We start from the raw sequence: 26,539 nt of genomic DNA on the forward strand, positions 1-26,539 counted from the left end.
CATTTGCGGCCGGAACAGGTCTACTGCGAATCGGCAACGCTACGATGTAAATCCTGCAGACAATTCACATCGCCGGCCTCGAGTTCGCCAAGCGCATAGCAGGCCGCCTTCGCCCCGGCCATCGTGGTGTAATAGTTGACCCGGTGCTGTAAGGCTTCGCGGCGCATCGTAAACGAATCGGCGATCGCCTTCTTGCCTTCCGTTGTATTGATGACCATCTGAATCTGACCGTTCTTGATCATATCGACCGTGTTTGGCCGGCCCTGATTCACTTTGTATACCACTTCGCAAGGAATACCGGCCTCCTGCAGCACCTTTGCGGTGCCGCCGGTCGCGACGATCTGATATTTCTTTTCGGTCAGCATGCGTGCGACTTCGGGCAATTTTGCCTTGTCCGCATCACGGATACTGATCAATACCTTGCCGCTGTGATTCAGGTTAATGCCGGTCGCACGCTGCGATTTCGCAAACGCTTCGCCGAAGGTTTTGCCGACACCCATCACTTCGCCGGTCGACTTCATTTCCGGCCCCAACAGCGGATCGACGCCGGGGAATTTTACGAACGGAAATACGGCCTCTTTCACCGAATAGTAGTCCGGAATGCGTTCCTCGGTCACCCCTTGCTCGGCCAGCGATCTGCCTGCCATACAGCGCGCGGCGATTTTTGCCAGCGGGTAGCCGGTCGCCTTCGAGACAAAAGGAGCGGTCCGCGAAGCGCGCGGATTCACTTCCAGCACATAGATGTCGTTGCCTTGGATTGCGAACTGCGTGTTCATCAGGCCAACCACGCCCAATGCTTCGGCCAGTGCGCGCACCTGTTCGCGCAGGCGGTCCTGCAGTTCCAGAGACAATTCATAAGGCGGCAGCGAACAGGCCGAATCGCCCGAATGGATGCCGGCCTGCTCGATGTGTTCCATCAGACCGCCGATCAGGACATTCTCGCCGTCATAAATCGCATCGACGTCCATTTCGACCGCATCGTCGAGGAAACGATCCAGCAACACCGGCGAATCGTTCGACACGGTGACCGCCTCTTTCATGTAGCGCTGCAGGCCTTCCTCGTTGAACACGATCTCCATCGCCCGTCCGCCCAGTACATAGGACGGCCGCACCACCAGCGGATAACCCAAATCCTTCGCCGCATTCAGCGCCTGCTCGACCGAACGCGCGGTCGCATTCGGCGGCTGTTTCAAATTCAGGCGTTCGAGCAGTTTCTGGAAGCGTTCGCGGTCTTCCGCCAGATCGATCGAGTCGGGCGAAGTGCCGATAATCGGTACGCCAGCCGCTTCCAGGGCACGCGCCAGTTTCAGCGGTGTCTGGCCGCCGTACTGCACGATCACCCCTTTCGGCTTTTCGATATGCACGATTTCGAGCACGTCTTCGAGGGTCAACGGCTCGAAATACAGCCGGTCGGAAGTATCGAAATCGGTCGATACCGTTTCCGGGTTGCAGTTGACCATGATTGTTTCAAAGCCGTCTTCGCGCAGTGCCATTGCCGCATGCACGCAGCAATAGTCGAATTCGATGCCCTGCCCGATCCGGTTGGGCCCGCCGCCGAGGATGATGATCTTTTCGCGGTCCGAAACGCGCGCCTCGCACTCTTCCTCATAGGTCGAATACAGATAGGCGGTATCGGAGGCGAATTCGGCTGCGCACGAGTCGATCCGCTTATAGACCGGACGGATGCCCAATTTATGGCGGACGTTGCGGACTTCGGATTCGGTCGCGCCGAGCAGCTTGGCCAAGCGCTGGTCCGAAAAGCCTTTGCGCTTCAACCGGAACAGTTCGCCTTCCTTCAGCGTCGCGAGCGTTTTGGTCGACAGCGATTTTTCGGCCACGACCAAATCTTCAACCTGCGCCAGAAACCACGGGTCGATCTTGCTGGCCTCATGCACGTCTTCGAACGACATGCCGTGCCGGAACGCATCGGCGACGTAGCGCAAGCGGTGCGGCCCCGGGTGGCGCAGTTCGCGCTGCATGTTTTCATGCGCGTCGACTTCCTGCATGTCGATGATTTCGTCGAGGCCGCTGATCCCGATTTCGAGCCCGCGCAACGCTTTTTGCAGGGACTCTTGGAAAGTGCGGCCGATCGCCATCACCTCGCCGACCGATTTCATTTGCGTAGTCAGGCGGTCGTCGGCCTGCGGGAATTTTTCGAACGTGAAACGCGGCACCTTGGTTACGACATAATCGATCGTCGGTTCGAAAGAGGCCGGGGTCTTGCCGCCGGTAATTTCATTCTGCAATTCGTCGAGCGTATAGCCGACCGCCAGCTTCGCAGCGACCTTGGCGATCGGAAAACCGGTTGCTTTCGAGGCCAGCGCGGATGAACGCGACACGCGCGGGTTCATTTCGATTACGATCAATCGACCGTTTTCCGGATTGATCGCGACCTGCACGTTCGAACCGCCGGTGTCGACGCCGATTTCGCGCAGCACCGCCACCGCGACATTACGCAGAATTTGATATTCCTTGTCGGTCAGCGTCTGTGCAGGCGCAACCGTAATCGAGTCCCCGGTATGCACGCCCATCGGGTCGAAGTTTTCGATCGAACAGACGATGATGCAGTTGTCTTTCGAATCGCGCACGACTTCCATTTCGTACTCTTTCCAGCCGAGCACCGATTCTTCGATCAGAAGTTCGTTGGTCGGCGACAGATCCAGACCGCGCTCGCAGATTTCGATGAATTCCTCGCGGTTATAGGCAATACCGCCACCGCTGCCGCCCATCGTGAACGACGGTCGGATGATGGTGGGGTAGCCGACCTCCTGTTGAGCGGCCAGCGCTTCTTCGAGCGAATGCGCGGTTTTCGATCTGGCGACTTCGAAGCCGATTTTGCGCATCGCCTGGTTGAACAGTTCGCGGTCTTCGGCTTTATTGATCGCCTCCTTGGTCGCGCCGATCATCTCGACGCCGTATTTTTCCAGCACGCCGTTCGCATCCAACGCGAGTGCGCAGTTCAGCGCGGTCTGTCCGCCCATCGTCGGCAGGATCGCGTCGGGACGTTCCTTTTCGATGATCTTTTCGACCGTCTGCCAGTCGATCGGCTCGATGTAGATCGCATCGGCCATGTCCGGATCGGTCATGATCGTGGCCGGATTCGAATTGACCAGGATCACCCGGTAGCCTTCCTCACGCAGCGCCTTGCAGGCCTGGGTGCCGGAATAATCGAACTCGCAGGCCTGGCCGATCACGATCGGGCCTGCGCCGAGTAATAAAATCGATTTGATGTCGGTTCTTTTTGGCATGATTTAAAATCTAAGCTAAAGGCGCAAGTCCCAAGGCGAAGGAAAAAAGGTAGATCGAGTCAACCCTTTTAAACCTTTCGCCTTTGGCCTTTCGCCTGTATTTTTATTGATTCATTAACTCGATGAAGGCGTCGAATAACGGTTCGACATCGTGCGGTCCGGGGCTCGCCTCGGGATGACCCTGAAAACTGAACGCGGGACAATCGGTACGTGCAATTCCCTGCAGACTGCCGTCGAACAGCGAATAAAAAGTCGGTACCAGGTTGGGAGGCAGGCTGTTTTTATCGACCGCAAAACCGTGATTTTGGCTGCTGATCATCACCCGTCCCGTTGCGGCTTCCTGCACCGGATGGTTCGCGCCGTGATGCCCAAACTTCATTTTTTCGGTTTTCGCGCCGCTGGCCAAGGCCAATAACTGATGGCCGAGGCAAATGCCGAATACCGGCGTTTTGGTTTCGAGAATTTTCCGGATCGCTTCGATCGCGTAGGTGCACGGTTCCGGGTCTCCGGGACCGTTAGACAGGAAAACGCCGTCCGGCTTCATTGCCAGCACGGTTTCGGCGGGCGTTTCGGCCGGCACCACCGTCACCCGACAGCCGCGGTTCGCGAGCAGGCGTAAAATATTGCGTTTCACGCCGAAGTCGTATGCGACTACATGCTTGGCCAGATTTTCGGCCTGGGCGTGCCCCTTGCCGAGCTGCCAGGTATTTTCGCTCCACTCGTAAGTTTCGGTGACCGATACCACCTTCGCCAGATCCATCCCTTTCAGGCCGGGAAAACTTTCGATCGCGGCTTTCGCGGCTTCGATGTCGGCAGTCTCGCCGGCAACGATCGCACCGCGCTGAGCGCCTTTGTCGCGCAGCAGGCGGGTCAGTTTGCGCGTGTCGATATCGGCAATCGCGACCACCCGATTGGCCTCCAGGTACTGCTGCAAAGTCTGTTCGGAGCGAAAATTGCTCGCCAAAACAGGCAAATCCCGAATCACCAGACCGCTCGCGAACACCTGCGCGGACTCGTCGTCTTCGCTGTTGCAGCCGGTATTGCCAATATGCGGATAGGTCAATGTCACGATCTGCCGGGCATAAGAAGGATCGCTCAAAATCTCCTGATACCCTGTCATCGCGGTATTGAACACGACCTCGCCGACCGAACAGCCGCCGACGCCGATCGACGTTCCCTGAAATACTGTACCATCTTCCAAAACCAATAAAGCCGGTCTAGTCAAACACGTCACCTCTAAATGCGCAAAACGGGATGAATCCGTACGAACGCATCCCGTTACAAAATTGAAATCGTGTAATTTTACGAAATTATCGGGTTTTGGTCATTAACAATTTTGGGAAGAGGCGAATTTTCGGCGGATTGCCGCACTTTTATCTTTCGGCGGGCGACTCCGCTTTGAGGGTTTGACTTTTCAGGCGGCATCCAACAGACTAGAGACCTGCAGGATGCTTGCCTCTCAAGTAAACCAAACCGGATAAGGAGGAAAAAATGCCTGCCCCCTCCATCAAGATCTCGTTCCTTGTTTTGCTGCTACCGTCGCAAACTGCCTTTGCCGAAGATAATCCTTCTCGCTTGATACCGCCAGCCAGAGTAGACTGCTCTTACGATCATCTCACCAGCTATACGGGTAAAGTCGTCGAGTATCAACGCATGGCCGACCATACTGAACTGCACATCGCAACCGACTGGGGCACCCTTGAAACAGTCCGCCTACCCCATACCAAGCAGAAGGATTCCGCTGCTCTCTATCTGATCGAAGGAAAAACTTTTGAACCATCGGACTGGCAACGGGTAGAAATTTCCCCCGGCCGACTGCAGCAAGGAGTTCGAGCCGCTGCCTGGGTTTGCAGCGACAATCAATTACCTGTCATTGACTGGCTACCGCCGAAGGAATGAACTCTAAAGCCTTGCTCGGTAAGCGATCCAAGCATCAGCCATCCGATCGCGCTGGCTGCTCGTAAAACTGTCCATGCAGGCGTCGTTGGAATAGTCCATAAAGTTATTGATCGGGTCTATCCCGGGAAATTTTTTTCCCTTACACGTGTCCCGACCTACAGGACAGCCATAAGAAGGAGAACGCTCCGCCGGCGTATCTGTGGCACGATCCCCCTTATTATTACTACATCCGCCCTGAAAAGTATGGTAAAGGCCTAACCAGTGTCCGACTTCATGCGTTGCGGTATCGCCTAAATTGTAAGGTTCTGCGCTGCCGCCGGGGAGGGATGAAAAAAACACCACCACGCCGTCATTCTTAGGATTTGATGCGTAGGACGCCGGAAATGTCGACCATCCGAGCATACCGCCGACGGTATTCGCACTGTACAGGTTCAGTGCGTCTGCCCCGCCTTTGCGTAACGCGGTTTTGGCCTCTTCTTCAACCACGGACCCGGACCTCATCGCATACCATCTATCGTTTGCGGTTCTATCCACTTCGACAAGATCAAAACGAACCCCGAATCCGCCCCCCGCTCCCGCATAAGCGGCATTGAGTATCGCTACCTGGGCATTAATGGCCGTATCCTGTACGTCCCCCTCCCCGGTTTGTGAAGTAATGACATGAAAGTAAATGGGAACGACCGCTTCCGGAATGGCGGTGGTACTAAGCTTGCGTTGCCTGGCCCTTTTTCGCATCGCGTTATTGATTTTGCGCATAGCAATGGCATCGGGATGAATGGTACCGCAACGAAAACCGTTTTCGACAAATGCACTTTGGCTCGTCCATTCATTCTCTCCAATTTTGAAAGCTTTAGAGCCATCCGCTTGGCTTGCGGCTGACAGAGAGAGTGTTCCTATTGCGCCTATCAATAGGGTAACTCGTGAGAAGATGTGAGATTTTCCTTTAGAAGAAACTTTAAGTGTCCTGTTAGACATAACCCCTCCTTAAATAATCCTTGGTATGTCGGTGCGTAATTTCAATAGATGATCAGGTATCTCGTCGATATATCCCCTGCTGCGGTTGAGTTTTTTGAATTGACAGAAATTTTCTTTTACCAGATAAAAACACATCAGTCAAGAGAAAAAGGAAGGGCTTGCCATTGACTTTAATTCTGATAAAGCGCTGAAAACCAATCCGGAATTCAAAAAGGAGATTGGAAAAACCGGCATACAAAGCGGCTGCTTATCCGAATTAACTCGGCAGCCTGATCGCTAGAGCATTTTCGCTTTGGGTATATGGCCTTCGTAAGGAAGACACGAAGGAAAACGCGTCATTCCGGCAGGGATTGCCGGACGACTGCAGGGGCTGCGATTTGCTCCTCGGCAATAGGGCTCCTGGATTGCCTACTTCCTGCATCCCTGCCGTCGTGCAATCGCTGCATTCACGCCCTTCCTTGGGCTCGTACCTCTGTCCATAGACCACCCTTTCGTGGCGGCATCCATGCAGTCGTGGATCTCGGCACACATCTGTTTGGAACAGATTTGCATGGACCCGAAGGGGGCCAGGCCGGAAAGCCGGGCATGAATCCCTGCCGAGATGACGGCTTACTTAACGGCATGGTACCCTTCAGAAAGTAAGGACTTCCCTATACGCGATATGAAAATGCTCTAGTCCGAGCCCGTGGCCTGCATGAGCGACGGGCAATTCATTTGAAGTAGACGCCTCGAGACGAGCTAGAGCGGAGACTCCCCCATGCACTCATTGAGACTTGGGGAAATTATCTAAAAATGGACCCATGCCACGACAAAACAGCTCGCAATTACATGGCTTTACATAATAGCGTTCGATTTCATACTGAAACGGCGGTTTTCAATTCAGAAAACCGCCGTTCATTGGAGGATAAGGATAAACAGTCCTAAATCAGTTTATCTTGCCATGGCATTGTTTATATTTTTTGCCGGACCCGCAAGGACAAGGATCATTTCGTCCTACCTTGTCGCCATAGCGAACAAACGGTTGAGCGGAGATTGACTCATTTTCAACTTCTTCAGGGGATGGTTCCTCTGTCGCCAGGGCAGATGCTTCGGCATGCTCGAAATGCATTTCTTTCGGTGCCTGACGTTGTGCGTCAATCGCCTGGATATCTTCTTCCTGCCGGACCTGAACTTTGCAGAGAATGGTAATCACTTCATACTTGATGTGATCAAGCAGGTGCGTGAACATTTCGAACGCTTCACGCTTGTATTCCTGCTTCGGGTCTTTCTGGGCATAGCCGCGGAAATGAATACCCTGACGTAGATAATCCATCGCCGCCAGATGTTCCTTCCAGCTGTTGTCGAGCACCTGCAGCATCACCGATTTTTCGAAATGGCGCATGACTGCCGGCGTGATTTTCTTTTCTTTGTCCTTATGCGCCTGCTCCATCGCTTCGACGATACGCTCACGCAGGGATTCTTCCTGCAGCTTCTTGTCTTCGTCGAGCATCTTCCGAATCGGAACCTCGACGTTGAATTCCTGCAGGAGATGCTCCTCAAGCCCCTCGATATCCCATTGTTCTTCCATCGAGCGCGGCGGAATATACTGGTTGATCACGTTGTTGATCACGTCTTTGCGGATCGCGGTGATGATTTCGGAGATTTCTTCGGCCGCCATCAGCTCGTTGCGCTGCGCATAGACCACTTTCCGTTGGTCGTTCGCAACATCGTCATAGGCCAGGATTTCCTTGCGGATATCGAAGTTGCGCGCTTCGACCTTGCGTTGCGCATTCTCGATCGCACGGGTCACCCACGGATGCTCGATCGCTTCGCCGTGCCCCATGCCGAGCTTCGCCATCAGCCCCGCCACCCGGTCGGAAGCGAAAATCCGCATCAGGTCGTCTTCGAGCGCCAGGTAGAAACGCGAAGAGCCCGGATCGCCCTGGCGACCGGAACGTCCCCGGAGCTGGTTGTCGATCCGGCGGGATTCGTGCCGTTCGGATCCGATTACATGCAAGCCGCCGCTGGCGACCACTTGATTATGGCGATCCAGCCAAGCACCGCGCACACGCTCTTTCTCTTCTTCGGTCGCATCGGGTCCAAGCGCCTTTAATTCGGCCTCCAGGCTGCCGCCGAGCACGATGTCGGTACCGCGGCCGGCCATATTCGTCGCGATCGTGACCGCGCCCGGCTTACCGGCCTGTTCGACGATGTGGGCTTCGCGTTCATGCTGCTTCGCATTCAGCACTTCATGCGGAATGCCCTGTTTTTTCAGCAGCGCGGACAACCGTTCGGAATTTTCGATCGAGGTGGTACCGACCAGCACCGGTTGCTGGCGTTCGACGCAGCGTTTGATGTCCTCGGCGACGGCCTGGTATTTTTCCTCGGCGGTCAAAAACACCACGTCCCCGAGATCCTTGCGGATCATCGGCCGGTGCGTCGGGATCACAACCACTTCGAGTCCGTAAATCTTGTTCAATTCGAACGCTTCGGTGTCGGCCGTGCCGGTCATTCCGGACAGCTTGTGATAGAGGCGGAAATAGTTCTGGAAGGTGATCGAAGCCAGCGTCTGGTTTTCGCTTTGAATCGGCACATGTTCCTTCGCTTCGATCGCCTGATGCAGACCTTCGGACCAGCGCCGGCCCGGCATAATCCGGCCGGTGAATTCGTCGACGATGATGACCTGATTGTTCTGCACGATGTAGTGCACGTCCTTTTTGAACAGTGCATGGGCGCGCAGCGAAGCACTCAGATAATGCATCAGGCGGATATTGGAAGCGTCGTAGAGACTGCTGTCCTCCATCATCAGGCCATGTTCGACCATCAGACGCTCGACCCGCTCGTGACCCTCTTCGGTCAAATGGACCTGGCGCGTTTTTTCATCGACCGAATAATCGCCGGGACCGTGTTCTTTTTCCTGTTTGGTCAGGTAAGGAATGATCGCGTTGGCTTTGATGTAAATTTCGGAGCTTTCTTCGGAAGGGCCGGAGATGATTAACGGCGTCCGGGCTTCGTCGATCAGGATCGAGTCAACTTCGTCGACGATCGCAAAATGCAATTCACGCTGGACTTTTTCTTCCAGGCTGAATGCCATGTTGTCGCGCAGATAGTCGAAGCCGAATTCGTTGTTGGTGCCGTAAGTAATGTCACAGGCATAGGATTGGCGACGGGCATCGTAGTCCATCTGGCTGACGATCACGCCGGTCGTCATACCCAAGAAGCCGTACAGCCGCCCCATCCATTCGGCGTCGCGACGCGCCAGGTAATCGTTCACGGTGACCACGTGCACGCCGCGTCCCGGCAGCGCGTTCAGGTAAGCCGCCAGCGTCGCCATCAGCGTCTTGCCTTCGCCGGTCTTCATTTCGGCGATCTTGCCGTCATGCAGGATCATCCCGCCGATCAACTGCACATCGTAATGGCGCATCTTGAAGACCCGCGACGAGGCTTCCCGGACAGCGGCAAAAGCTTCGGGAATCAGATTGTCGAGCTTTTCGCCCTGGGCAAGGCGGTCACGGAACTCCTGAGTTTTCGCCCGTAAGGCGTCGTCGGACAGCTTTTCAAACTCAGCAGACAAGGCATTGATCTTTTTGACCAATTTTCTTTTCTTTTTTACCAGCCTGTCGTTTCGGCTCCCTACAACAAATTTGACCAGCTTACCCAGCATGTTTATTCCGAAATAATAATTATGAATAAAAAAGACCGATTATAACCGGTTTACCGCTTTTTTTATAGCGAGGCAGGTTTTACGCCGACAAGGCTCCACGCATCAAAAACAACTGCCGTAATTCAGCAGCAAATCTTCGCAATTGAAGAAAATGCGCGGATATTCGACCCGAATGTACAATTTCAAGGCGTATTCGATGAATACGCCAAGGGTCGCAAAACGGGCGCCCGCACTGTACAGGCGAAGCCCGGTATTTGCCGAGCAGCGCCAGATAGACGCCGTCCACCAGATGATCGGAAGCAGCAGGACAAAATGCACATCATCCCAGCTTGACACCGTCCACAACCCCGACCGGGCAAGCCAATCCACAGCGAATAAGACAACGTTTAGAGATAGAAAGAATGGCCAAAAAGTAGCGACCAGCCACTGTCTTCCGGTCCAGCACGAGAACAAATAATTCTCCGAAGTCCACCGCCCAAGCTTTTCTCCCGGAGCAGGAGTCAAAACCCATACCCCCGCGAAAAGGCCGATGATAATGAACAAAGCCTCCGACGGACTAATCAAATCAAGTTGACCGAATAGAATCGGCAACGAATAAACAAACATCACAACCCTCATCCGAGACCTATCAAGCCGGCTTGGAATCCCAAAACAACACTACCCCGAACCGGCACCCGTATGTAATAATACTCTATTAAGTTGGGCGGCACTCCGTTAACTCATCTGATCACTATTAAGGTATAGGCAATGGACGAAAACAGAAAGAAAGCGCTCGGCGTGGCATTGATGCAGATCGAAAAGCAGTTCGGCAAAGGCTCGGTCATGCGGATGGGCGACGTGGCGGCGGCCCGCGACATCGAGGTGGTGTCGACCGGCTCGTTGGGACTGGATATTGCCTTGGGCTGCGGCGGCTTGCCGCGCGGCCGGATCGTCGAAATCTACGGGCCGGAATCCTCCGGAAAAACCACGCTGACCTTGCAGGTGATCGCGGAAGTGCAGAAACTGGGCGGCACCGCCGCCTTCGTCGATGCCGAGCATGCGCTGGATCCCGGCTATGCCGAAAAAATCGGCGTGAATGTGGACGATCTCTTGGTTTCGCAGCCCGACACCGGCGAGCAGGCACTCGAAATTACCGACATGCTGGTGCGTTCCGGCGCGGTCGACGTAGTGGTGGTCGATTCGGTTGCTGCGCTGACCCCAAAGGCCGAAATCGAGGGCGACATGGGCGATTCGCACATGGGCCTGCAGGCGCGGCTGATGTCCCAGGCGCTGCGTAAACTGACTGCCAACATCAAACGCTCGAACACGTTGGTGATTTTCATCAATCAGATCCGGATGAAGATCGGCGTCATGTTCGGCAATCCCGAAACCACGACCGGCGGCAATGCCCTCAAATTTTACGCCTCGGTGCGCCTCGACATTCGCAGGATCGGTTCGGTCAAGAAAGGCGAGGAAGTGATCGGCAACGAGACGCGGGTCAAGGTGGTCAAGAACAAGGTCGCCCCCCCGTTCAAACAGGCTGAATTCGAGATTCTATACGGTGAAGGCATTTCGTTCTACGGCGAGTTGGTCGATCTGGGCGTCAGCTTCGGCCTGATCCAGAAATCCGGTTCCTGGTACAGCTATGGCGACGAAAAGATCGGCCAGGGTAAGGATAACGCGAAACAGTACCTGAAAGAGCATCCTGACAAGGCCAAGGAAATCGAAACGAAAATACGCGCGGAAGCGTTCGGCAAAACACTGCCGGTTTCGGACAAGTTCGATCTTGACGAGGAGTAAAATCCGAACCGATTTTACGTGGACCCAACGGACGACAAGATCAAGGCCGAATGCCTGCGGCTGTTGGCCGGCCGCGAGCATAGCAGGAAAGAACTGACGCAAAAGCTGGCCCCCAAAGGTTTTGCAAAAGAAGGCATCGAAGCGGTCCTTGATCAGTTAGCCGAAGAAAACTGGCAAAGCGATGTGCGCTATGCGGAGAGTTACGCACGTTCGCGGATTTTGAAAGGTTACGGCCCCGTATTTATAACCTACGAACTGCGTCAGAACGGCATCGATTCTGCCCATCTTCCCCCGTTTGATCTCGAAGCGCTCGCCGAGTCGGTGGCAGGCGGGTGGATGGCGCTTTTACGGCAGGTTTATAGCAGGAAATACGGTAGCGGCCCGGCTCCGAATCGGAACGAATGGGCGAAGCGCAGCCGATTTTTACAACAACGCGGTTTTACGAGTGCCATGATTATGGATTTATTTGCCTTTGTGAGGCACGCCGAAACGGGGAATGGATCACTCCCTAATGAATGAAGTTGAGACGAAAGCTTCGGTATTTTGTAGGGTACGCTGTGCGTACCTTTCGCAGAGCTCAATTTAACCGAGCCGAAAACGGTACGCACAGCGTACCCTACGATTTTCGAAATTGGTCGCTCTCCCGCGCAACGCATGGAAACGAAAAAAAACACCTCAACAGGAAATTAACTACTTTAGTCTTTTAATCGCATAACCTATGAAAAAGATGACCAGCGCTGAACTGCGCTCCGCCTTTCTGGAATTCTTCCGCCAACGGGGGCACACGATCGAGCCGTCCAGTTCGTTGATTCCCGGTAACGACCCTACCCTGCTGTTCACGAATGCCGGCATGGTGCAGTATAAGGATGTCTTTCTAGGCCGCGAGCACAAGGGTTTCAGCCGCGCGGCGACCAGCCAGCGCTGCGTCCGCGCCGGCGGCAAGCACAACGACCTGGAGAACGTCGGCTATACCGCAAGGCATCATACCTTTTTCGAGATGCTCGGCAACTTCAGTTTCGGCGATTATTTCAAGAAAGAAGCGATCCATTTCGCCTGGGATTTTTTAACGAAAGAAATGGAAATCCCGCCGCACAAGTTATGGGTGACCGTATTTGAAGAAGACAGCGAAGCCGAAGCCATCTGGCTGAAAGACGTCGGCATCGACCCTAACCGTTTTTCCCGCATCGGCGCCAAAGACAATTTCTGGTCGATGGGCGACACCGGCCCTTGCGGCCCCTGCAGCGAAATCTTTTACGACCACGGCGAATCGATTCCCGGCGGCCCGCCCGGTTCGCCCGACGAAGACGGCGACCGTTACATCGAAGTCTGGAATCTGGTGTTCATGCAGTACGACCGTGCTGCCGACGGCACCCTGACGCCGCTGCCGAAGCCTTCGGTCGATACCGGCATGGGCCTGGAGCGGATCGCGGCGGTTTCGCAAGGCGTGCATAGCAATTACGAAATCGACCTGTTCCAAAAATTGCTGAAAGCGGCGGCCGCCTTAGCTGACATCGAGGACTTGAACCAGAGCTCGCTCCGGGTGATTGCGGACCATATCCGCTCCTGCGCATTCCTGATCGCGGACGGCGTGTTGCCGTCGAACGAAGGGCGCGGTTATGTGCTGCGCCGGATCATCCGCCGCGCGATCCGGCACGGCTACCGCCTCGGGATTCGCGACATCTTCTTTTACAAGCTGGTCGCGCCGCTCGCCGAAGAAATGGGCTCGGCCTATCCCGAACTGAAGAATGCGCAGGCACAAGTCGAACGCATTCTGAAAAAAGAGGAGGAACGCTTTGCGGAAACCTTGGGGCAAGGCATGAAGATCCTCGAAGCCTGCATCGCCAAACTCGAAGGCCATGTGATTCCGGGCGATACGGTTTTCCAGCTCTACGACACGTATGGATTCCCGGTCGACCTGACCGCCGACTTTGCGCGCGAGCACAGCCTTTCGGTCGATCATGCCGGCTTTGAGACCGCGATGGCCGCCCAGCGCGACCGAGCCCGCTCGGCCAGCCAGTTCGGCTCCGGTTACGATCAGGACATCAAGCTCGACGTCGAGACAGAATTTACCGGTTACCACCATCTCGCCGATCAGGCACATATCGTCGCGCTGTACGTACAGGGCCAGCCGGTCGAAACCCTGGCGGCCGGCCAGGAAGGCGTGATCGTGCTCGACAAGACGCCTTTCTATGCCGAATCGGGCGGACAGGTCGGCGACTCGGGCACGATCACTGTCGCCGATTCCGCTTTCGAAGTAACCGATACCCAAAAACAGGGCGGCAATCTGTTTCTGCACAAAGGCAAAGTGCTGAACGGCGCATTCAAGACCGGCCAGGTTTGTATCGCCAGCGTCAATGTTTCGGATAGACGGGCGACCGCGTTGAATCACTCCGCGACGCACCTTTTGCATGCCGCACTCAAGCAGATCCTCGGCGATCATGTCGCGCAGAAAGGCTCGCTGGTCAATCCCGAGCGCCTGCGCTTCGATTTCTCACACTTCGAACCGGTCACCAGCGAGCAAATCGCCGAACTGGAACGGATCGTGAATGAACAGATTCGCCTGAACGCGCCGGTTTCGGCCGAAGTCATGGCGAAAGACGAGGCGGTCAAGGCAGGCGCGGTGGCCTTGTTCGGCGAAAAATACGGGGCTGAAGTGCGCGTGCTGAAGATCGGCGATTTCTCGACCGAACTGTGCGGCGGCACCCATGCCGAACGCGCCGGCGATATCGGCTGTTTTAAAATCATCGGCGAAACCGGCGTCGCGGCCGGCGTACGGCGTATCGAAGCGGTCACCGGACAAGGCTGTATCGACTGGATTGCGGGACGCGACAAGGCGCTCGCCTCGATTGCGGGCCTGTTGAAAAGCTCGCCCGACAAAGCGGCCGAAAAAATCGAACAGCTACTCGAAAAGACCCGCAGCCTCGAAAAGCAGTTGGAGCGTCTGAACGCAAAATTGGCCAGCTCGGCCGGCGACGAACTCGGCGCCAAAGCCGTCGAGGTAAACGGCATCAAGGTGCTGGCGGTCAAGCTCGACGGCGTCGATCCGAAGTCCCTGCGGGACCTGGTCGACCAGTTGAAGAACAAACTCGGCAGCGCGGCGATCGTACTCGCGACCGTCGACGGCGATAAGGTCAGCCTGATCGCGGGCGTCACGAAAGATCAGACAGGTCGCGTGAAGGCCGGCGATCTGGTCAATTTCGTTGCGACCCAGGTCGGCGGCAAAGGCGGTGGCCGGCCGGATATGGCGCAGGCGGGCGGCACCGATCCGTCCGGGCTGGCGAAGGCCTTGGCCGACGTGCCGGCGTGGGTGCAGACGCAAACCGCATCCGCGTAGGTTGGGTTAGCGAAGCGTAACCCGACATCATGATATCCGCATCATCGCATATTGTCGGGTTACGCTATCGCTAACCCAACCTACACATCCAATTCATACATACCGATAAAATTCAAACAGGTTAACAATGGCACTGTACGTGTTTAAATTCGGCGGCACCTCGGTCGGCTCGGTCGAACGGATCAAGGCGGTCGCCGAAAAAGTCAAAAAGGCGCACGACCAGGGCGACCAGATTGTCGTGGTCGTTTCGGCAATGAGCGGCGAAACGAATCGGCTGATCGGGCTGGCGAAAGACATTCAGGCGCAGCCGAACGCACGCGAACTCGACATGCTGGTCTCCACGGGCGAACAGGTCACCGTCGCCCTGCTCGCGATGGCGCTCGAAGAAATCGGCTGTCCGGCGTTTTCGTTCACCGGCAGCCAGGTCAGGATCCTGACCGACAGCAGCCATACCAAGGCCCGTATCCGCAACATCGACGACAGCCGGATGCGCGTCCAGCTGAACGAAGGCAAAGTCGTCGTCGTTGCCGGCTTCCAGGGCGTCGACGAGAACGACAACATCACGACCCTGGGCCGCGGCGGCTCCGACACCACCGCCGTCGCGCTGGCGGCCGCGTTGAAAGCCGACGAATGCCTGATCTATACCGACGTCGACGGCGTGTATACGACCGACCCGCGCATCGAACCGAAAGCCCGCCGCCTCGATCGGATCACCTTCGAAGAAATGCTCGAAATGGCCAGCCTCGGTTCAAAAGTTTTGCAGATCCGCTCGGTCGAATTTGCCGGCAAATACAACGTGCCGCTGCGCGTACTGTCGTCATTTACGGAAGGCAGCGGCACCCTGATCACTTACGAGGAAACACAAATGGAAAGCGCATTGATTTCGGGCATCGCCTTCAACCGGGACGAAGCCAAACTCACGATCACAGGTGTGCCGGACAAGCCGGGCGTCGCCTCCAAAATCCTCGGCCCGATCGCCGATGCGAACATCGAAGTCGACATGATCGTTCAGAATATTGCAGAGGACGAAACGACCGACTTCACATTCACCGTGCACCGGAACGATTTTGAGCGCGCGAAAGCCTCGCTCGAAAAGACCTGCACCGAACTCGGCGCAAAGAAAGTCACTGCCGACAACAATATCGTCAAGATTTCGATCGTCGGCGTCGGCATGCGTTCGCACGCCGGCATCGCCAGCACGATGTTCCGGACCCTGGCTTCCGAAGGAATCAACATCAAGATGATCTCGACCTCCGAAATCAAGATTTCGGTCGTCGTCGACGAGAAATACCTGGAACTCGCGGTCCGGGCGCTGCATGCGGCGTTCAAGCTGGACCAGCAGGCGGCATAGCGTACTTGCTTGGGCTCCGTTTTCCGGTACAAACGGAGCCTCATCCACCCTCCATCAATCGAGATGCAGTATGGCGATAGCCGTTGCATAATTGCTCCGCTTCGAAATCCGGAATAAATCCTGGAAATTCAAGATCCATCCAGAGGACTGAACCTAAAACAGTGAGCACTGCCTAATTTTTGGGGAGTGATTTGTGAGGCAAACTTGGCTTTGAATCACTGTTAGCAGTCAAATTTCCAGGAGAGCATGATGATAGAAAGCGCAGACAGAGTACGTGCAAACACTTCTGAAGCGGTCAACCGCAGAATCGACAGGGCGATAGAAGCTCGCGTACGGGAATATGCCCAAAAAAGCTCCGAAGAGATTACCCGGCGCATCGACGAGCTTGATCGCGAATGGGATATTGAACGCCTACTTGAAACCAACGCTTCGGCACTGGCTTTTATCGGCTTGTCTCTCGGCGTGACGAAAAATATAAAATGGCTCCTCCTGCCGGCGGTCGTTTTGCCGTTCCTGTTTCAGCATGCGCTTCAGGGCTGGTGTCCGCCGGTGCCGATATTACGCCGTCTGGGCATCCGTACCCGTAAGGAGATAGACCGTGAAAAATACGCTTTAAAAGCGTTACGCGGCGATTTTCATGAAGGCGAACCACTGCCCCGTGCCGAAACCGCATTGCGATCGGCAAGAACTTAAGCGCTTGCCGCACAAACAGCGGTTGATCGAAATCGCTTTAAAACTCATCCCATTCGTCATTATTGGCTAGCTTGAGTTCCGGCTTTTCCTGTAGGGTTCTTTTATAAGACGGATTGTAATGTTCCGCTGAGGATCTAAGTTTTTCCAGCATCGGATAGACTCGGTTTTCCGACTTTCTGCCGGAATTTATATTATTCACCTTAAATCGCGCAGCCATCATGCTGAGATTTTCGGTTTGTTCCTGCATCGCTTCCGCAGAAGCAGCCGCTTGCTCTACCAAGGCCGCATTTTGCTGGGTGACAAGATCCATTTGCGAAACGGCCTGATTGATCTGGCTTAGCCCGCAGTTCTGCTCGATAGAGGCTTCCGCGATGTGCGAGACGATGACGGTCACGTTCCGGATGGCGTCCACGATCTCCTCCATGGTCTTTCCGGCCTGGCCCACCATTTTACCTCCCTGCGCAACCTTCAATTCCGAATCCCCGATTAATCCCTTTATTTCCCCCGCAGCCACAGCGGCGCGTTGGGCAAGTTTTCGCACTTCGTCAGCCACGACCGCAAATCCTCGTCCGTGCTCCCCCGCCCTAGCCGCCTCGACGGCGGCATTTAAAGAAAGAATATTGGTCTGAAAGGCAATGCCGTCGATGACTGTAATAATCTCGCTGATTTTATGCGCCGACTCGTTGATCGAGTTCATGGTTACCACCACTTCTCCAATCACTTCCACGCCTTTAAGCGCCACTTCGCTTGCGCCTTTGGCCAATTGATTGGCTTGTTTTGCGCTTTCCGTATTGGCATTGACGGTTGAAGTCAGCTCTTCCAGGCTGGAAGCGGTCTGCTCGAGACTGGCCGCCTGCTCTTCCGTGCGATGGGATAAATCGTTATTACCGGCGGTCACTTCCTTAGACGCCATATTGATGGCGGAAGCGGAATCCTGGATTGCGGTTACCATCTCTTCAAGGTTTCGGATCGTGCTATTGACGCCGGTTTTCATGGCCCCCAGCGCGCCCGGATAGTCCCGGGTGATGGTTTGGGTCAGATCGCCCTGGGCCAGGGCATCGGAAACGCGCAACACGTCGTTGAAGCCGACATCGCAGGTCTCCATCAAGGTATTGAGATCATTCAGGATGTCCTTGAACATGAACTCGAACCGGTCCGCCTGGGTGCGTTTGGAGAAATCGCCTTGGGCGCCGGCGGCTACGAGCAGCTTGATTTCGTTGTTCACTTTAAGGAAAGTCTGCTTGGCATTGTTCATCGTTTCGGTAATCACGAGGGTCTCGCCCGGCAAGACGTCCATGTCCATCGAAAAGTCGCCCTTCGCATACTGGGTGACGATACCGAGCAGTTTCCGGTTGATCGCGATGCGCGACTGGATCAGCTCGTTGATTTCCTGGGCCATCCGGCTGTAAGTGCCGGAAAACTTCAGCGGGTCGAGCTGTTCCTTGACCCAGCCTTCCGCATGCTTTTGCGCCATCGTATTCAATTCGGCGAAAAAGAAATTCAGTGTCTGGATTGTGCTGTTGACGCCGGTTTTCATGGCCCCCAGCGCGCCCGGATAGTCCCGGGTGATGGTTTGGGTCAGATCGCCCTGGGCCAGGGCATCGGAAACGCGCAACACGTCGTTGAAGCCGACATCGCAGGTCTCCATCAAGGTATTGAGATCATTCAGGATGTCCTTGAACATGAACTCGAACCGGTCCGCCTGGGTGCGTTTGGAGAAATCGCCTTGGGCGCCGGCGGCTACGAGCAGCTTGATTTCGTTGTTCACTTTAAGGAAAGTCTGCTTGGCATTGTTCATCGTTTCGGTAATCACGAGGGTCTCGCCCGGCAAGACGTCCATGTCCATCGAAAAGTCGCCCTTCGCATACTGGGTGACGATACCGAGCAGTTTCCGGTTGATCGCGATGCGCGACTGGATCAGCTCGTTGATTTCCTGGGCCATCCGGCTGTAAGTGCCGGAAAACTTCAGCGGGTCGAGCTGTTCCTTGACCCAGCCTTCCGCATGCTTCTGCGCCATCGTATTCAATTCGGCGAAGAAAACATTGATCGAGTCCTGCATGGTTTTCATGGAACGCAGCAAAGCGCCGATCTCGTTTTGCTGCCCGGTATCGATAGCCGAATCAAAGTTGCCGGCAGCGATCGCGGCCGCTACTTCTTGCGCGGTAAACAATGATCTGGAGATATGACGGATCAAGGCGCTCGCAATAAAGGCGAGCACAGCCAACCCCCCGGCGCCGAAGATGAGGGAAATCGACAGCAGCACCAGGAAACGGCTTTGCGCAGATTCGTACTCCTGCTCAGCCACAGTCAACTGTAGCTGGATGAGCGACTGAATACCTTTATCGCAGGGGATATAGAGAGGCTCTACGACTTCCTTGATGTGCTTCTGTAGAGCAGTATTGTCGCCGGTTTCCAATAGTTTCAGTGCAGGCTTCAGTCCTTCACTGACAAACCGTGCACGATCCGCAGCAAACCGCTTTGCAAGTTGTTCCTCTTCAGGAGTCAGATTGGTGGCCATATAGATCCCCCATTGGCGGGAGATTTGACTGATGTTATCGTCAATCACGGCCAGCGTATTCGAAATATCGCTTTTGAAAAACGAAGCATTGGCCAGCGCTCTAACATTTGTCAGTTGCCAGCGCTGAATCTCAGCAAGCTGACCGGTCGGCACAACCCTGTCCAGATATACCGTACGCAGTCCGGTATTGGTTTTTTGCATGCCGATTAAACCTAATGCGCTCAGTGACACCGATACTACAGCGGAACAAGCAACGATAAGAATCAAACAATTTTTAATGGTAAGCTTGTTAAGCATGTTATTGTTTTCTGGCATGACTATAGCCCCATGATACTCAGATTTAGACTTGATGACGTTACTTTGATTATTGGGATAGCAATAGCGATTTCATTGTCTTCAACTTTAAAAAAGCCCGATCCATTAGAGACATAGCAACAGAGACATAGCAACTGGCTCGGCGATCCGATCCAGCAAGAATTTTATGGTGGGTCTAACCTTCAAAATTAGCCAATGGGTAATAGAACTCAGCTCCAAATAAAAACGGCATATTCCCTGAACTAAGAGGGTTCGCACCACACTTTAAGATTTTAAGCAATAGCTATGCCAATATTTTATATACATATAAAACAATGAAAAATTGGATTTATGGCACCAGCAGCAACAAAATCATCATTCTAACGCATCAATTATGGGCGCACTTTGAGAGCATTGCACCATTTCAGTGCATAGCTTTTTAGGGTGCACTGCCGATGGAACTTTTATGGACAAGCAAAGCTACTTTCGGCCCTCTACTACTATCGAACGGCTGAATTCTTAAAGAATTGCACGATTTTGGAGCGGTTTCTCTCCATCAAACGTCAATCATTAGGGCAGGCACCTATCGTCAGACAGCGGTAGACTGAGATAGACTACGGTAATTCCACCGGTTGGATAATTGTTATCGATCTGCCCGGGACAGACCGTTCTTTTAGGATTGTTGTTTTCTCTGGCAGTTTGATTGTGTATGATGTGAGAATTCATAGATTGTTAACCACATCGCCAATTCATTTTTATATCCGTATGAAGATAATCAGTATTTTCTTCAAAAACATCAACTCATTAGAAGGCGAGCATCGGATCAACTTTGAGCAATCTCCATTTACCGACACCGGCGTATTCGCGATCACAGGCCCTAACGGTTCCGGCAAAACCAGTATTCTAGATGCGATTACACTGGCCTTGTACGGCGAAACTTACCGTTTCGACCGCCCTGCCGAGCATGTAATGACGCGCCATACCTCCGAGTGTTTCTCCGTCATCGAATTCGCATTGGGGCAGGATAAATACCGGTCGAGCTGGCGGGTGCAGCGCGATGCGGACGGCGAATTGCTGCCGTCCGAAATGCGGCTCTTTCAGCTGGATTCGAACGGCGAGGAAGAAACGCTGGCGGCGACGCCGCACGAAGTCAACGCGAAGCTGACGGAAATCACCGGCATGAATTTCCGCAATTTTACCCGTTCGATCATGCTGGCCCAGGGCGACTTCGCCGCTTTTCTGAACGCGCTGGACAGCGAGCGGATAGACATCCTCGAAAAGATCGTCGGCACCGACATTTACGCAGACCACAAGCGCGAGATCGAAACCCGGCTTGCGGAAGCCAATCAGAACGTGGAACGGATCCGTCGTGAACTGGAGCTAATCCCGATCATGGACGCGGCAAAACGGGAAGCCTCCGAACATGACCTGCAGGATTTCAACGACCAGTTTACCGCCCTGCAGGAAGAATTGGGCTGGCTTCAGGAACAGCAGCTCGTGCTGCAAAAGATCGACGCTTTGCAGGCACGCATCGAAGGCCAGCGAAAGGAACTGCAGGATTTCGAAAAGGAGCAGAACCGCATTGGGCAAATCCTCAATCGGTTGGATTCCTTGCCCGATCTGAAACCGTTCGTAAAAGACCTGGAAGCGGTCACGGAAAGCCACCAAGCCGTACAGGAAATCCAGTCAACGTTGGCGGCGTTGACCTCCGAACTGAGGCAGCTCGAAGATATGCTGGCCAGCCGCAGTCAACCCCAAACAGCACCGGAAGGCTTGGGTGCGAAGTCGCTGGAAACGCAGCAGCAAACGCTTTACGACATTCAGACGCAAATCGCCCAAATCGAGCTGGCTCGCTCTTCCCAAATCGGTAAATTGCAGGCATTGGCCGCGCAAGGTGCCGAAAAAAAAGCCGCTCTGCAGGAAATTGGCGGCTGGCTCGATCAGCATGCCGGCGATGCGCCGCTGGTCGATAATTTCCCCGAAACGATCAAACTGAAAAACCTGCGCGAGGACATCAGGGAACTCAGCCAGAAACAAAAGATTTTCGACGACTGGGCGAAAAACGCATCGGCATCGCTCCGGAATACGCAGGCGGCCATCGAAAAAGAAACCGCGAATGTCGCCCGTTTTCAGGAGCAGCTCGAAGGCGAAGAGAAAACCGTCGCCGCACTGCTGCAAGGGAGAATGCCTGATGAGTTTGCCGAATTGCACCGCGACCAACAGGAACGCGTCAAAGGGTTCAAGGAGCTGAAGGAACTCGCGATCCAATACCGGAAGCTGGCCGGGAACGGCTCCGGTTTTTTCGGGCTGTTCAGAAAATCCGCGAACGCTCTCCCCGATCCGGACGAACTGGCGCGAGAACTCGAAGAGCTGCGCGAAAACATCAAACGCGACGAGAATATCCGGCTGATCCTCGAAGGCGCAGTTTACCGCGAAAACATGATGAAACGCATGGTCGAAGACCGCCATCATCTGATCGACGGAAAACCCTGCCCTTTATGCGGCGCCTTGCAGCATCCCTATGCCAAACAACCACCGGCGGTCGGCAGTTCGGCAAAAGCGTTGGCGGACCAGCAGACCCGGATACGCGCAGAGACCGCCCGGGCAGAAAGGTTGGAAATCGAAGTCGAAGATGCGCGCCGGCTATCGGAAAAACATGCGGTTACGCTGCAAAGAGCGCGGCAAATCCAGGCTCAATGGGGAACATTGCGCAACCGCCTGAATATCGCGCAAAACCTGGAGATCGACCAGATCAAGCGCATGGACGAGCTCTACGACGAGGAAGACAGGCAATTCAAAGAAATCGCTTTTCTGCTCGGCAAACACCGCAACAAGATTCAAAGCATCGAAAAACTGAAGGCTCAGATTGCAAAAAGCAGCGCCTCGATCGAACAGCTAACTGCCGCGCTGCAAAAACTCGAAGCCGAACGGGAAAACCAGCCTTTCGACCCATTCGAAATTTCGAACGCACTCAGCTTAGCCGTCGAAGCGGAAAAGGAATTGGCGGCGAAAATTGCTGAGCAGTTGGCCCTGCTCGGCGAAAAGATGCCGGGCAAAGGCAAGGAAGAACAGTTTTACGACAGGCTCAGCCATCGCCGCCATGAATACCAGACCCATCTGATCCGTAAAGACGGCCTGGAAGAGGACCTGGCGGCGCTGGCGGCCAGCGACAAGGCGATCCGCGAGGAAATCAAAGGCCTGGAGGAAAAGCTTGCGGCCGCCGGCAGCAAGCTGCAAAAGGAAGAAAGCGTCGCGCTGCATCTGGCGCTGCTCGATAAACAGAAACTGATCGCCGCCGACCGCGTGCGGCTCGCGGAAAAACAGGCGATGGCGGGCGTGCTGGAGAAAGCGCTGCAAGCAAAAATGCAGGAAGCCGGCTTTTCCGGCGTCGATGAACTCAAGGAAATCCTGGCGCTGCAGGCCTCGCGCCTCGAACAGGAGCAGAAAGCCGCTTATCTGGCGCAACGCTCAGCCGAAACTTCCGCGTTGCAGGAGAGTAACCGTCAGCAGCTCGAAGCGGCAATGCGCGACAAGGATACCGACCAGCCGCTCGACGAGATCAGCCTACAGGTGCGCAATGTGACGCAAAAGCTCGAAATTGCGCATTTCGAAGTGCGGCATCTGGATAACTTGCTGAAAGAACAGGAGCGCCTGCGCAACCGGTACGATGCGATCCAGTCCCAACTCGAAGCGCAGGAAGCGACCGCAAAAGCGTTGACCGAAGAACAGCAACTGATCACCGCCGAAAGCGGAATGGCGTTCCGCCGTCGGGTCCGGGACAAAATCGCCGACCAACTGCTCGACAAAACCAATACGCTGCTCGAAAAACTGAGCGGCCGCTACTATCTCCGCAAAATACCCAGCGAAAGCGGACTCGCGCTCGAGGTTGAAGATACGCTGCAAGGCAATGCGCGCCGCTTGCCCCGCACCCTGTCCGGCGGCGAAAGCTTTGTGGTCAGTCTGGCTCTGGCGCTCGGGCTTTCCGAACTGGCCAGCAACGGTCGCTCGGTCGATTCGCTGTTCCTCGATGAAGGTTTCGGCGCGCTTGACGCGGAAAACCTGTTTATCGTGATTTCCGCGCTCGAAAGCCTGCATACGCAGCACGGTAAAACGGTTGGCGTGATCTCGCATATCGAAAGCGTGCAAAAGCGCTTCAAAGCGCGTTTGCAGATCGTCAAAAAACCGAACGGCATGGGCATGTTGAAAATGGCGTCCTGATCGCGATAGGGATATCTGGCCGATGCCGAACAAAATCGAAAACGGATTGCAGACTGCCGCACCCTCCGGTAAATTGCGGGTCACGTTTACGTAGGGCTCCCGTTGATTACTTCCACAGAGGCAGAATCCCGCTCTTGCATCGAACCCACTCCGGATGAGATGTTGGCGATCAGCCAAGAGATTGCGCTTAAATTTTCCCCTCACAAGGCCTCTTTGGCCGATGCCAAGCCTTGTCCGCGCACCGATGCCGCAGCTGCCGCGCCTTCGGACGCGGCGGTTGCGGCCGAGCGGCGGGAAACGCGGAATTTCGGCTACCAAGCGTTGCAGGCGATCAGCGAGGACATCGCCCGCCGATTCATGCCGGCGGTTTCCCCCGCCGAGCCGGAGATACTGCTGCTGCCGGTCGATCCTCACCACTTGTACGCGTACTGGAACAGCGCCCCCGGCCAGCCGCCGGCGCGTCAGGCGCAAAAACCTTTGACCCTGCGCATTTACTGGCGGCCAAACGCCAAACAAGCGGCAACCCCTTTCGATCTGTATTTCGATGTGCCGGCCGATGACGCCGCACACAGAAAAAACATCCGCCTGCCGATCGACGATACGCACTATGCCGCCGCGCTGGGCCGGCTGAACCCGGATCACAGCCTGGAAGTGCTGGCGCATTCGAATCTCGTCCACGTGCCGGCCTTGCCGGGAAGCAAACGGTTTCCCGCCGAGATTTCGCCGCAAGAAAACCCGGCATTCACAGGCGCGATCGGTTTCCCATCCCGCGAGCAGGAAGTACCGGACGCGGTTTGGATGGAAGGCCCGCATTTTTCCGGAAGATTGCCCTTACATTTAAGTGCGCACCGTTACCCGGACTCAATGCCGGAATTTGCCGAATGCCTGCGTGATTTCGGCGAAATCGCGGCCGACTTCGAACCGGCTGCCCGCCCCGCATCGGCACAACCGTTCCGGCATGCTTCGGGGCGCGGCCTAAAATAAAGACACTCTATGGAAAACGGCTTTCTCGGCATCATCCTGCATGCGCACCTGCCCTTCGTGCGTCATCCCGAACACCCGAGCTTCTTCGAAGAAAACTGGCTGTTCGAGGCGATGACCGAATGCTACGTTCCGCTGCTCGAAATGCTCGACCGGCTGGAAAACGACCGGATCGACTATCGCCTGACCTTGTCGCTGTCGCCGCCCTTGATTTCGATGCTGCGCGACGAACTGCTGCAAAGCCGCTACCTGCAACATCTTCACAAACTGATCGAACTGGCCGAAAAAGAAACCGTCAGAACCCGCCGCGAACCGGAATTGAATAAACTGGCCAGGCTGTACCGGCGCTTCTACCGGCATACGCTGGACTTCTATCAGAATCGGTGCCGCGGCGATTTGCCCGGCGCGTTCGGCATGCATCAGGCGCACGGCAAGCTCGAACTGATTACGACGGCCGCGACGCACGGCTTTCTACCCCTGCTCAGCGTCAGCGAAACCGCGGTGCGCAACCAGATCCGCGTCGGGATCGACACGTTCCGCCGCCATTTCGGCTTCGCGCCGAAGGGATTCTGGCTGCCCGAATGCGGTTATTACCCGGGATTGGAAACCTTTCTGAAAGAGGCCGGTATCGCGTATTTTTTTGTCGACTCGCACAGTCTTCTGAATGCGAACCGGCCGCCGCTCAACGGCGTTTACGCCCCGCTCGCCTGCGAAAACGGCGTCGCCGCGTTTGCGCGCGACCCCGAATCGTCCGAACAGGTCTGGAGCTCCAAACAGGGCTATCCCGGCGATTTCGATTACCGCGAATACTACCGCGACATCGGCTTCGACCTGGACCTGGATTATATCGGCCCGTATCTTGTCGACGGACACCTCCGCGCGAACACCGGGATCAAGTATTACCGGGTCACCGGCGAAAATCGGCCCAAACAACCTTACGACCCGAGCGCCGCACGGGCGAAAGCCGAACTGCATGCACGGGACTTCATCCAAAAACGCCGTCGGCAAATCGATGCGCTGGCAAAGCGCATGGACCGTCCGCCGCTGATCGTCGCCCCGTACGATGCCGAGCTGTTCGGGCACTGGTGGTTCGAAGGTCCTTACTGGCTGGAACAAGTCCTGCGGATAGCGGGCGAAAACGGCATCCGCACGGTCAGCTGCGCAGATGACCTGCAACGGTTCCCCTCCCTGCAAGCCGCGACGCCGTCGGCCTCAACCTGGGGCGAACAAGGCTATTCGAGCTACTGGATCAATGAAACGAACGATTGGATCTATCCTTATCTGCATCAGGCCGGCCGGCAATTGGAAGCGTTCGTCGCCGAGCTGAAAGGCATTTCGGTCAATCCTCGACAGGAACGCGCGTTCAATCAGGCGGTCCGCTCGCTGCTGCTTGCTCAGTCCTCGGACTGGCCGTTCATCATGAAATCGGGCACTACGGTCGACTATGCGGTCAAACGGATCACCGACCACCTGGCCCGTTTCAATTATCTTTACGACAGCCTGCGCAAAGGCAAAATCGACGAACGTTACCTCTCCGCGCTCGAAATCATGGACAATATCTTTCCGGACATCGATTTCCGGAATTACTGCGCCTAGAACCTGTTTA

The 26,539-nt window shown here is 55.3% G+C and carries 15 protein-coding genes; 9 read left to right on the top strand and 6 right to left on the bottom strand.

Features of this window, described 5'->3' with window-relative positions:
* Positions 1-20 precede the first annotated feature (20 nt).
* Together carB and carA are read right to left on the bottom strand one after the other, a co-directional pair.
* Positions 21-3,248: a carbamoyl-phosphate synthase large subunit gene (gene carB / locus JJL52_RS10640; RefSeq protein WP_202052392.1), complete on the bottom strand. Its 3,228-nt coding sequence runs from the start codon at positions 3,246-3,248 to the stop codon at positions 21-23.
* 103 nt (positions 3,249-3,351) lie between these two features.
* On the bottom strand, positions 3,352-4,473 hold the full coding sequence (gene carA, locus JJL52_RS10645) for a glutamine-hydrolyzing carbamoyl-phosphate synthase small subunit (protein WP_202052393.1): 1,122 nt from the start codon (positions 4,471-4,473) through the stop codon (positions 3,352-3,354).
* A gap of 266 nt (positions 4,474-4,739) precedes the next feature.
* On the opposite strand from carA, the gene JJL52_RS10650 reads away from it, so the two are divergent.
* Positions 4,740-5,147 (top strand): hypothetical protein, encoded by a 408-nt coding sequence (locus JJL52_RS10650; protein ID WP_202052394.1) that lies wholly within the window; start codon positions 4,740-4,742, stop codon positions 5,145-5,147.
* Between the two features lie 3 nt (positions 5,148-5,150).
* Here the strand turns inward: JJL52_RS10650 and JJL52_RS10655 are convergent, their stop codons facing one another.
* The 3 genes from JJL52_RS10655 to JJL52_RS21395 form a co-directional block, all read right to left on the bottom strand.
* Positions 5,151-6,122, bottom strand: coding sequence for a zinc metalloprotease (locus tag JJL52_RS10655; protein WP_202052395.1), 972 nt, complete (start codon positions 6,120-6,122; stop codon positions 5,151-5,153).
* A 925-nt stretch (positions 6,123-7,047) separates the two neighbouring features.
* A complete protein-coding gene (gene secA / locus JJL52_RS10660) occupies positions 7,048-9,765 on the bottom strand; it encodes a preprotein translocase subunit SecA (protein ID WP_202052396.1) in 2,718 nt (905 codons plus the stop codon).
* 102 nt (positions 9,766-9,867) lie between these two features.
* Positions 9,868-10,101 (bottom strand): hypothetical protein, encoded by a 234-nt coding sequence (locus JJL52_RS21395; protein WP_236994187.1) that lies wholly within the window; start codon positions 10,099-10,101, stop codon positions 9,868-9,870.
* A gap of 411 nt (positions 10,102-10,512) precedes the next feature.
* On the opposite strand from JJL52_RS21395, the gene recA reads away from it, so the two are divergent.
* From recA to JJL52_RS10690, 5 genes are all read left to right on the top strand, one after another.
* Positions 10,513-11,544, top strand: coding sequence for a recombinase RecA (gene recA / locus JJL52_RS10670; protein WP_202052398.1), 1,032 nt, complete (start codon positions 10,513-10,515; stop codon positions 11,542-11,544).
* 18 nt (positions 11,545-11,562) lie between these two features.
* The gene (locus tag JJL52_RS10675) at positions 11,563-12,063 is read left to right on the top strand and encodes a RecX family transcriptional regulator (protein ID WP_202052399.1); all 501 of its coding nucleotides are present in this window, start codon (positions 11,563-11,565) and stop codon (positions 12,061-12,063) included.
* A 199-nt stretch (positions 12,064-12,262) separates the two neighbouring features.
* A complete protein-coding gene (alaS, locus tag JJL52_RS10680; RefSeq protein WP_202052400.1) occupies positions 12,263-14,878 on the top strand; it encodes an alanine--tRNA ligase in 2,616 nt (871 codons plus the stop codon).
* Between the two features lie 127 nt (positions 14,879-15,005).
* On the top strand, positions 15,006-16,229 hold the full coding sequence (locus JJL52_RS10685; RefSeq protein ID WP_202052401.1) for an aspartate kinase: 1,224 nt from the start codon (positions 15,006-15,008) through the stop codon (positions 16,227-16,229).
* A gap of 249 nt (positions 16,230-16,478) precedes the next feature.
* Positions 16,479-16,922: a hypothetical protein gene (locus JJL52_RS10690; protein ID WP_236994188.1), complete on the top strand. Its 444-nt coding sequence runs from the start codon at positions 16,479-16,481 to the stop codon at positions 16,920-16,922.
* 37 nt (positions 16,923-16,959) lie between these two features.
* Here JJL52_RS10690 and JJL52_RS10695 read toward each other — a convergent pair whose 3' ends face one another.
* Positions 16,960-19,755 carry a methyl-accepting chemotaxis protein gene (locus tag JJL52_RS10695; RefSeq protein ID WP_336885061.1) on the bottom strand — a complete coding sequence of 932 codons (2,796 nt, stop codon included), beginning with the start codon at positions 19,753-19,755 and terminating at the stop codon, positions 16,960-16,962.
* A 744-nt stretch (positions 19,756-20,499) separates the two neighbouring features.
* On the opposite strand from JJL52_RS10695, the gene JJL52_RS10700 reads away from it, so the two are divergent.
* The 3 genes from JJL52_RS10700 to JJL52_RS10710 all read left to right on the top strand — a co-directional run bounded on the left by JJL52_RS10700 (position 20,500) and on the right by JJL52_RS10710 (position 26,529).
* The gene (locus JJL52_RS10700) at positions 20,500-23,952 is read left to right on the top strand and encodes an AAA family ATPase (protein ID WP_202052403.1); all 3,453 of its coding nucleotides are present in this window, start codon (positions 20,500-20,502) and stop codon (positions 23,950-23,952) included.
* A 162-nt stretch (positions 23,953-24,114) separates the two neighbouring features.
* Entirely contained in the window at positions 24,115-24,936 is an 822-nt protein-coding gene (locus tag JJL52_RS10705) for a DUF4912 domain-containing protein (protein WP_202052404.1), read from the top strand.
* 9 nt (positions 24,937-24,945) lie between these two features.
* Positions 24,946-26,529 carry a glycoside hydrolase family 57 protein gene (locus tag JJL52_RS10710; protein WP_202052405.1) on the top strand — a complete coding sequence of 528 codons (1,584 nt, stop codon included), beginning with the start codon at positions 24,946-24,948 and terminating at the stop codon, positions 26,527-26,529.
* Positions 26,530-26,539 lie beyond the last annotated feature (10 nt).

Source organism: Candidatus Methylomicrobium oryzae (genome assembly GCF_016745425.1).
Taxonomy (GTDB): Bacteria; Pseudomonadota; Gammaproteobacteria; order Methylococcales; family Methylomonadaceae; genus Methylomicrobium; species Methylomicrobium oryzae.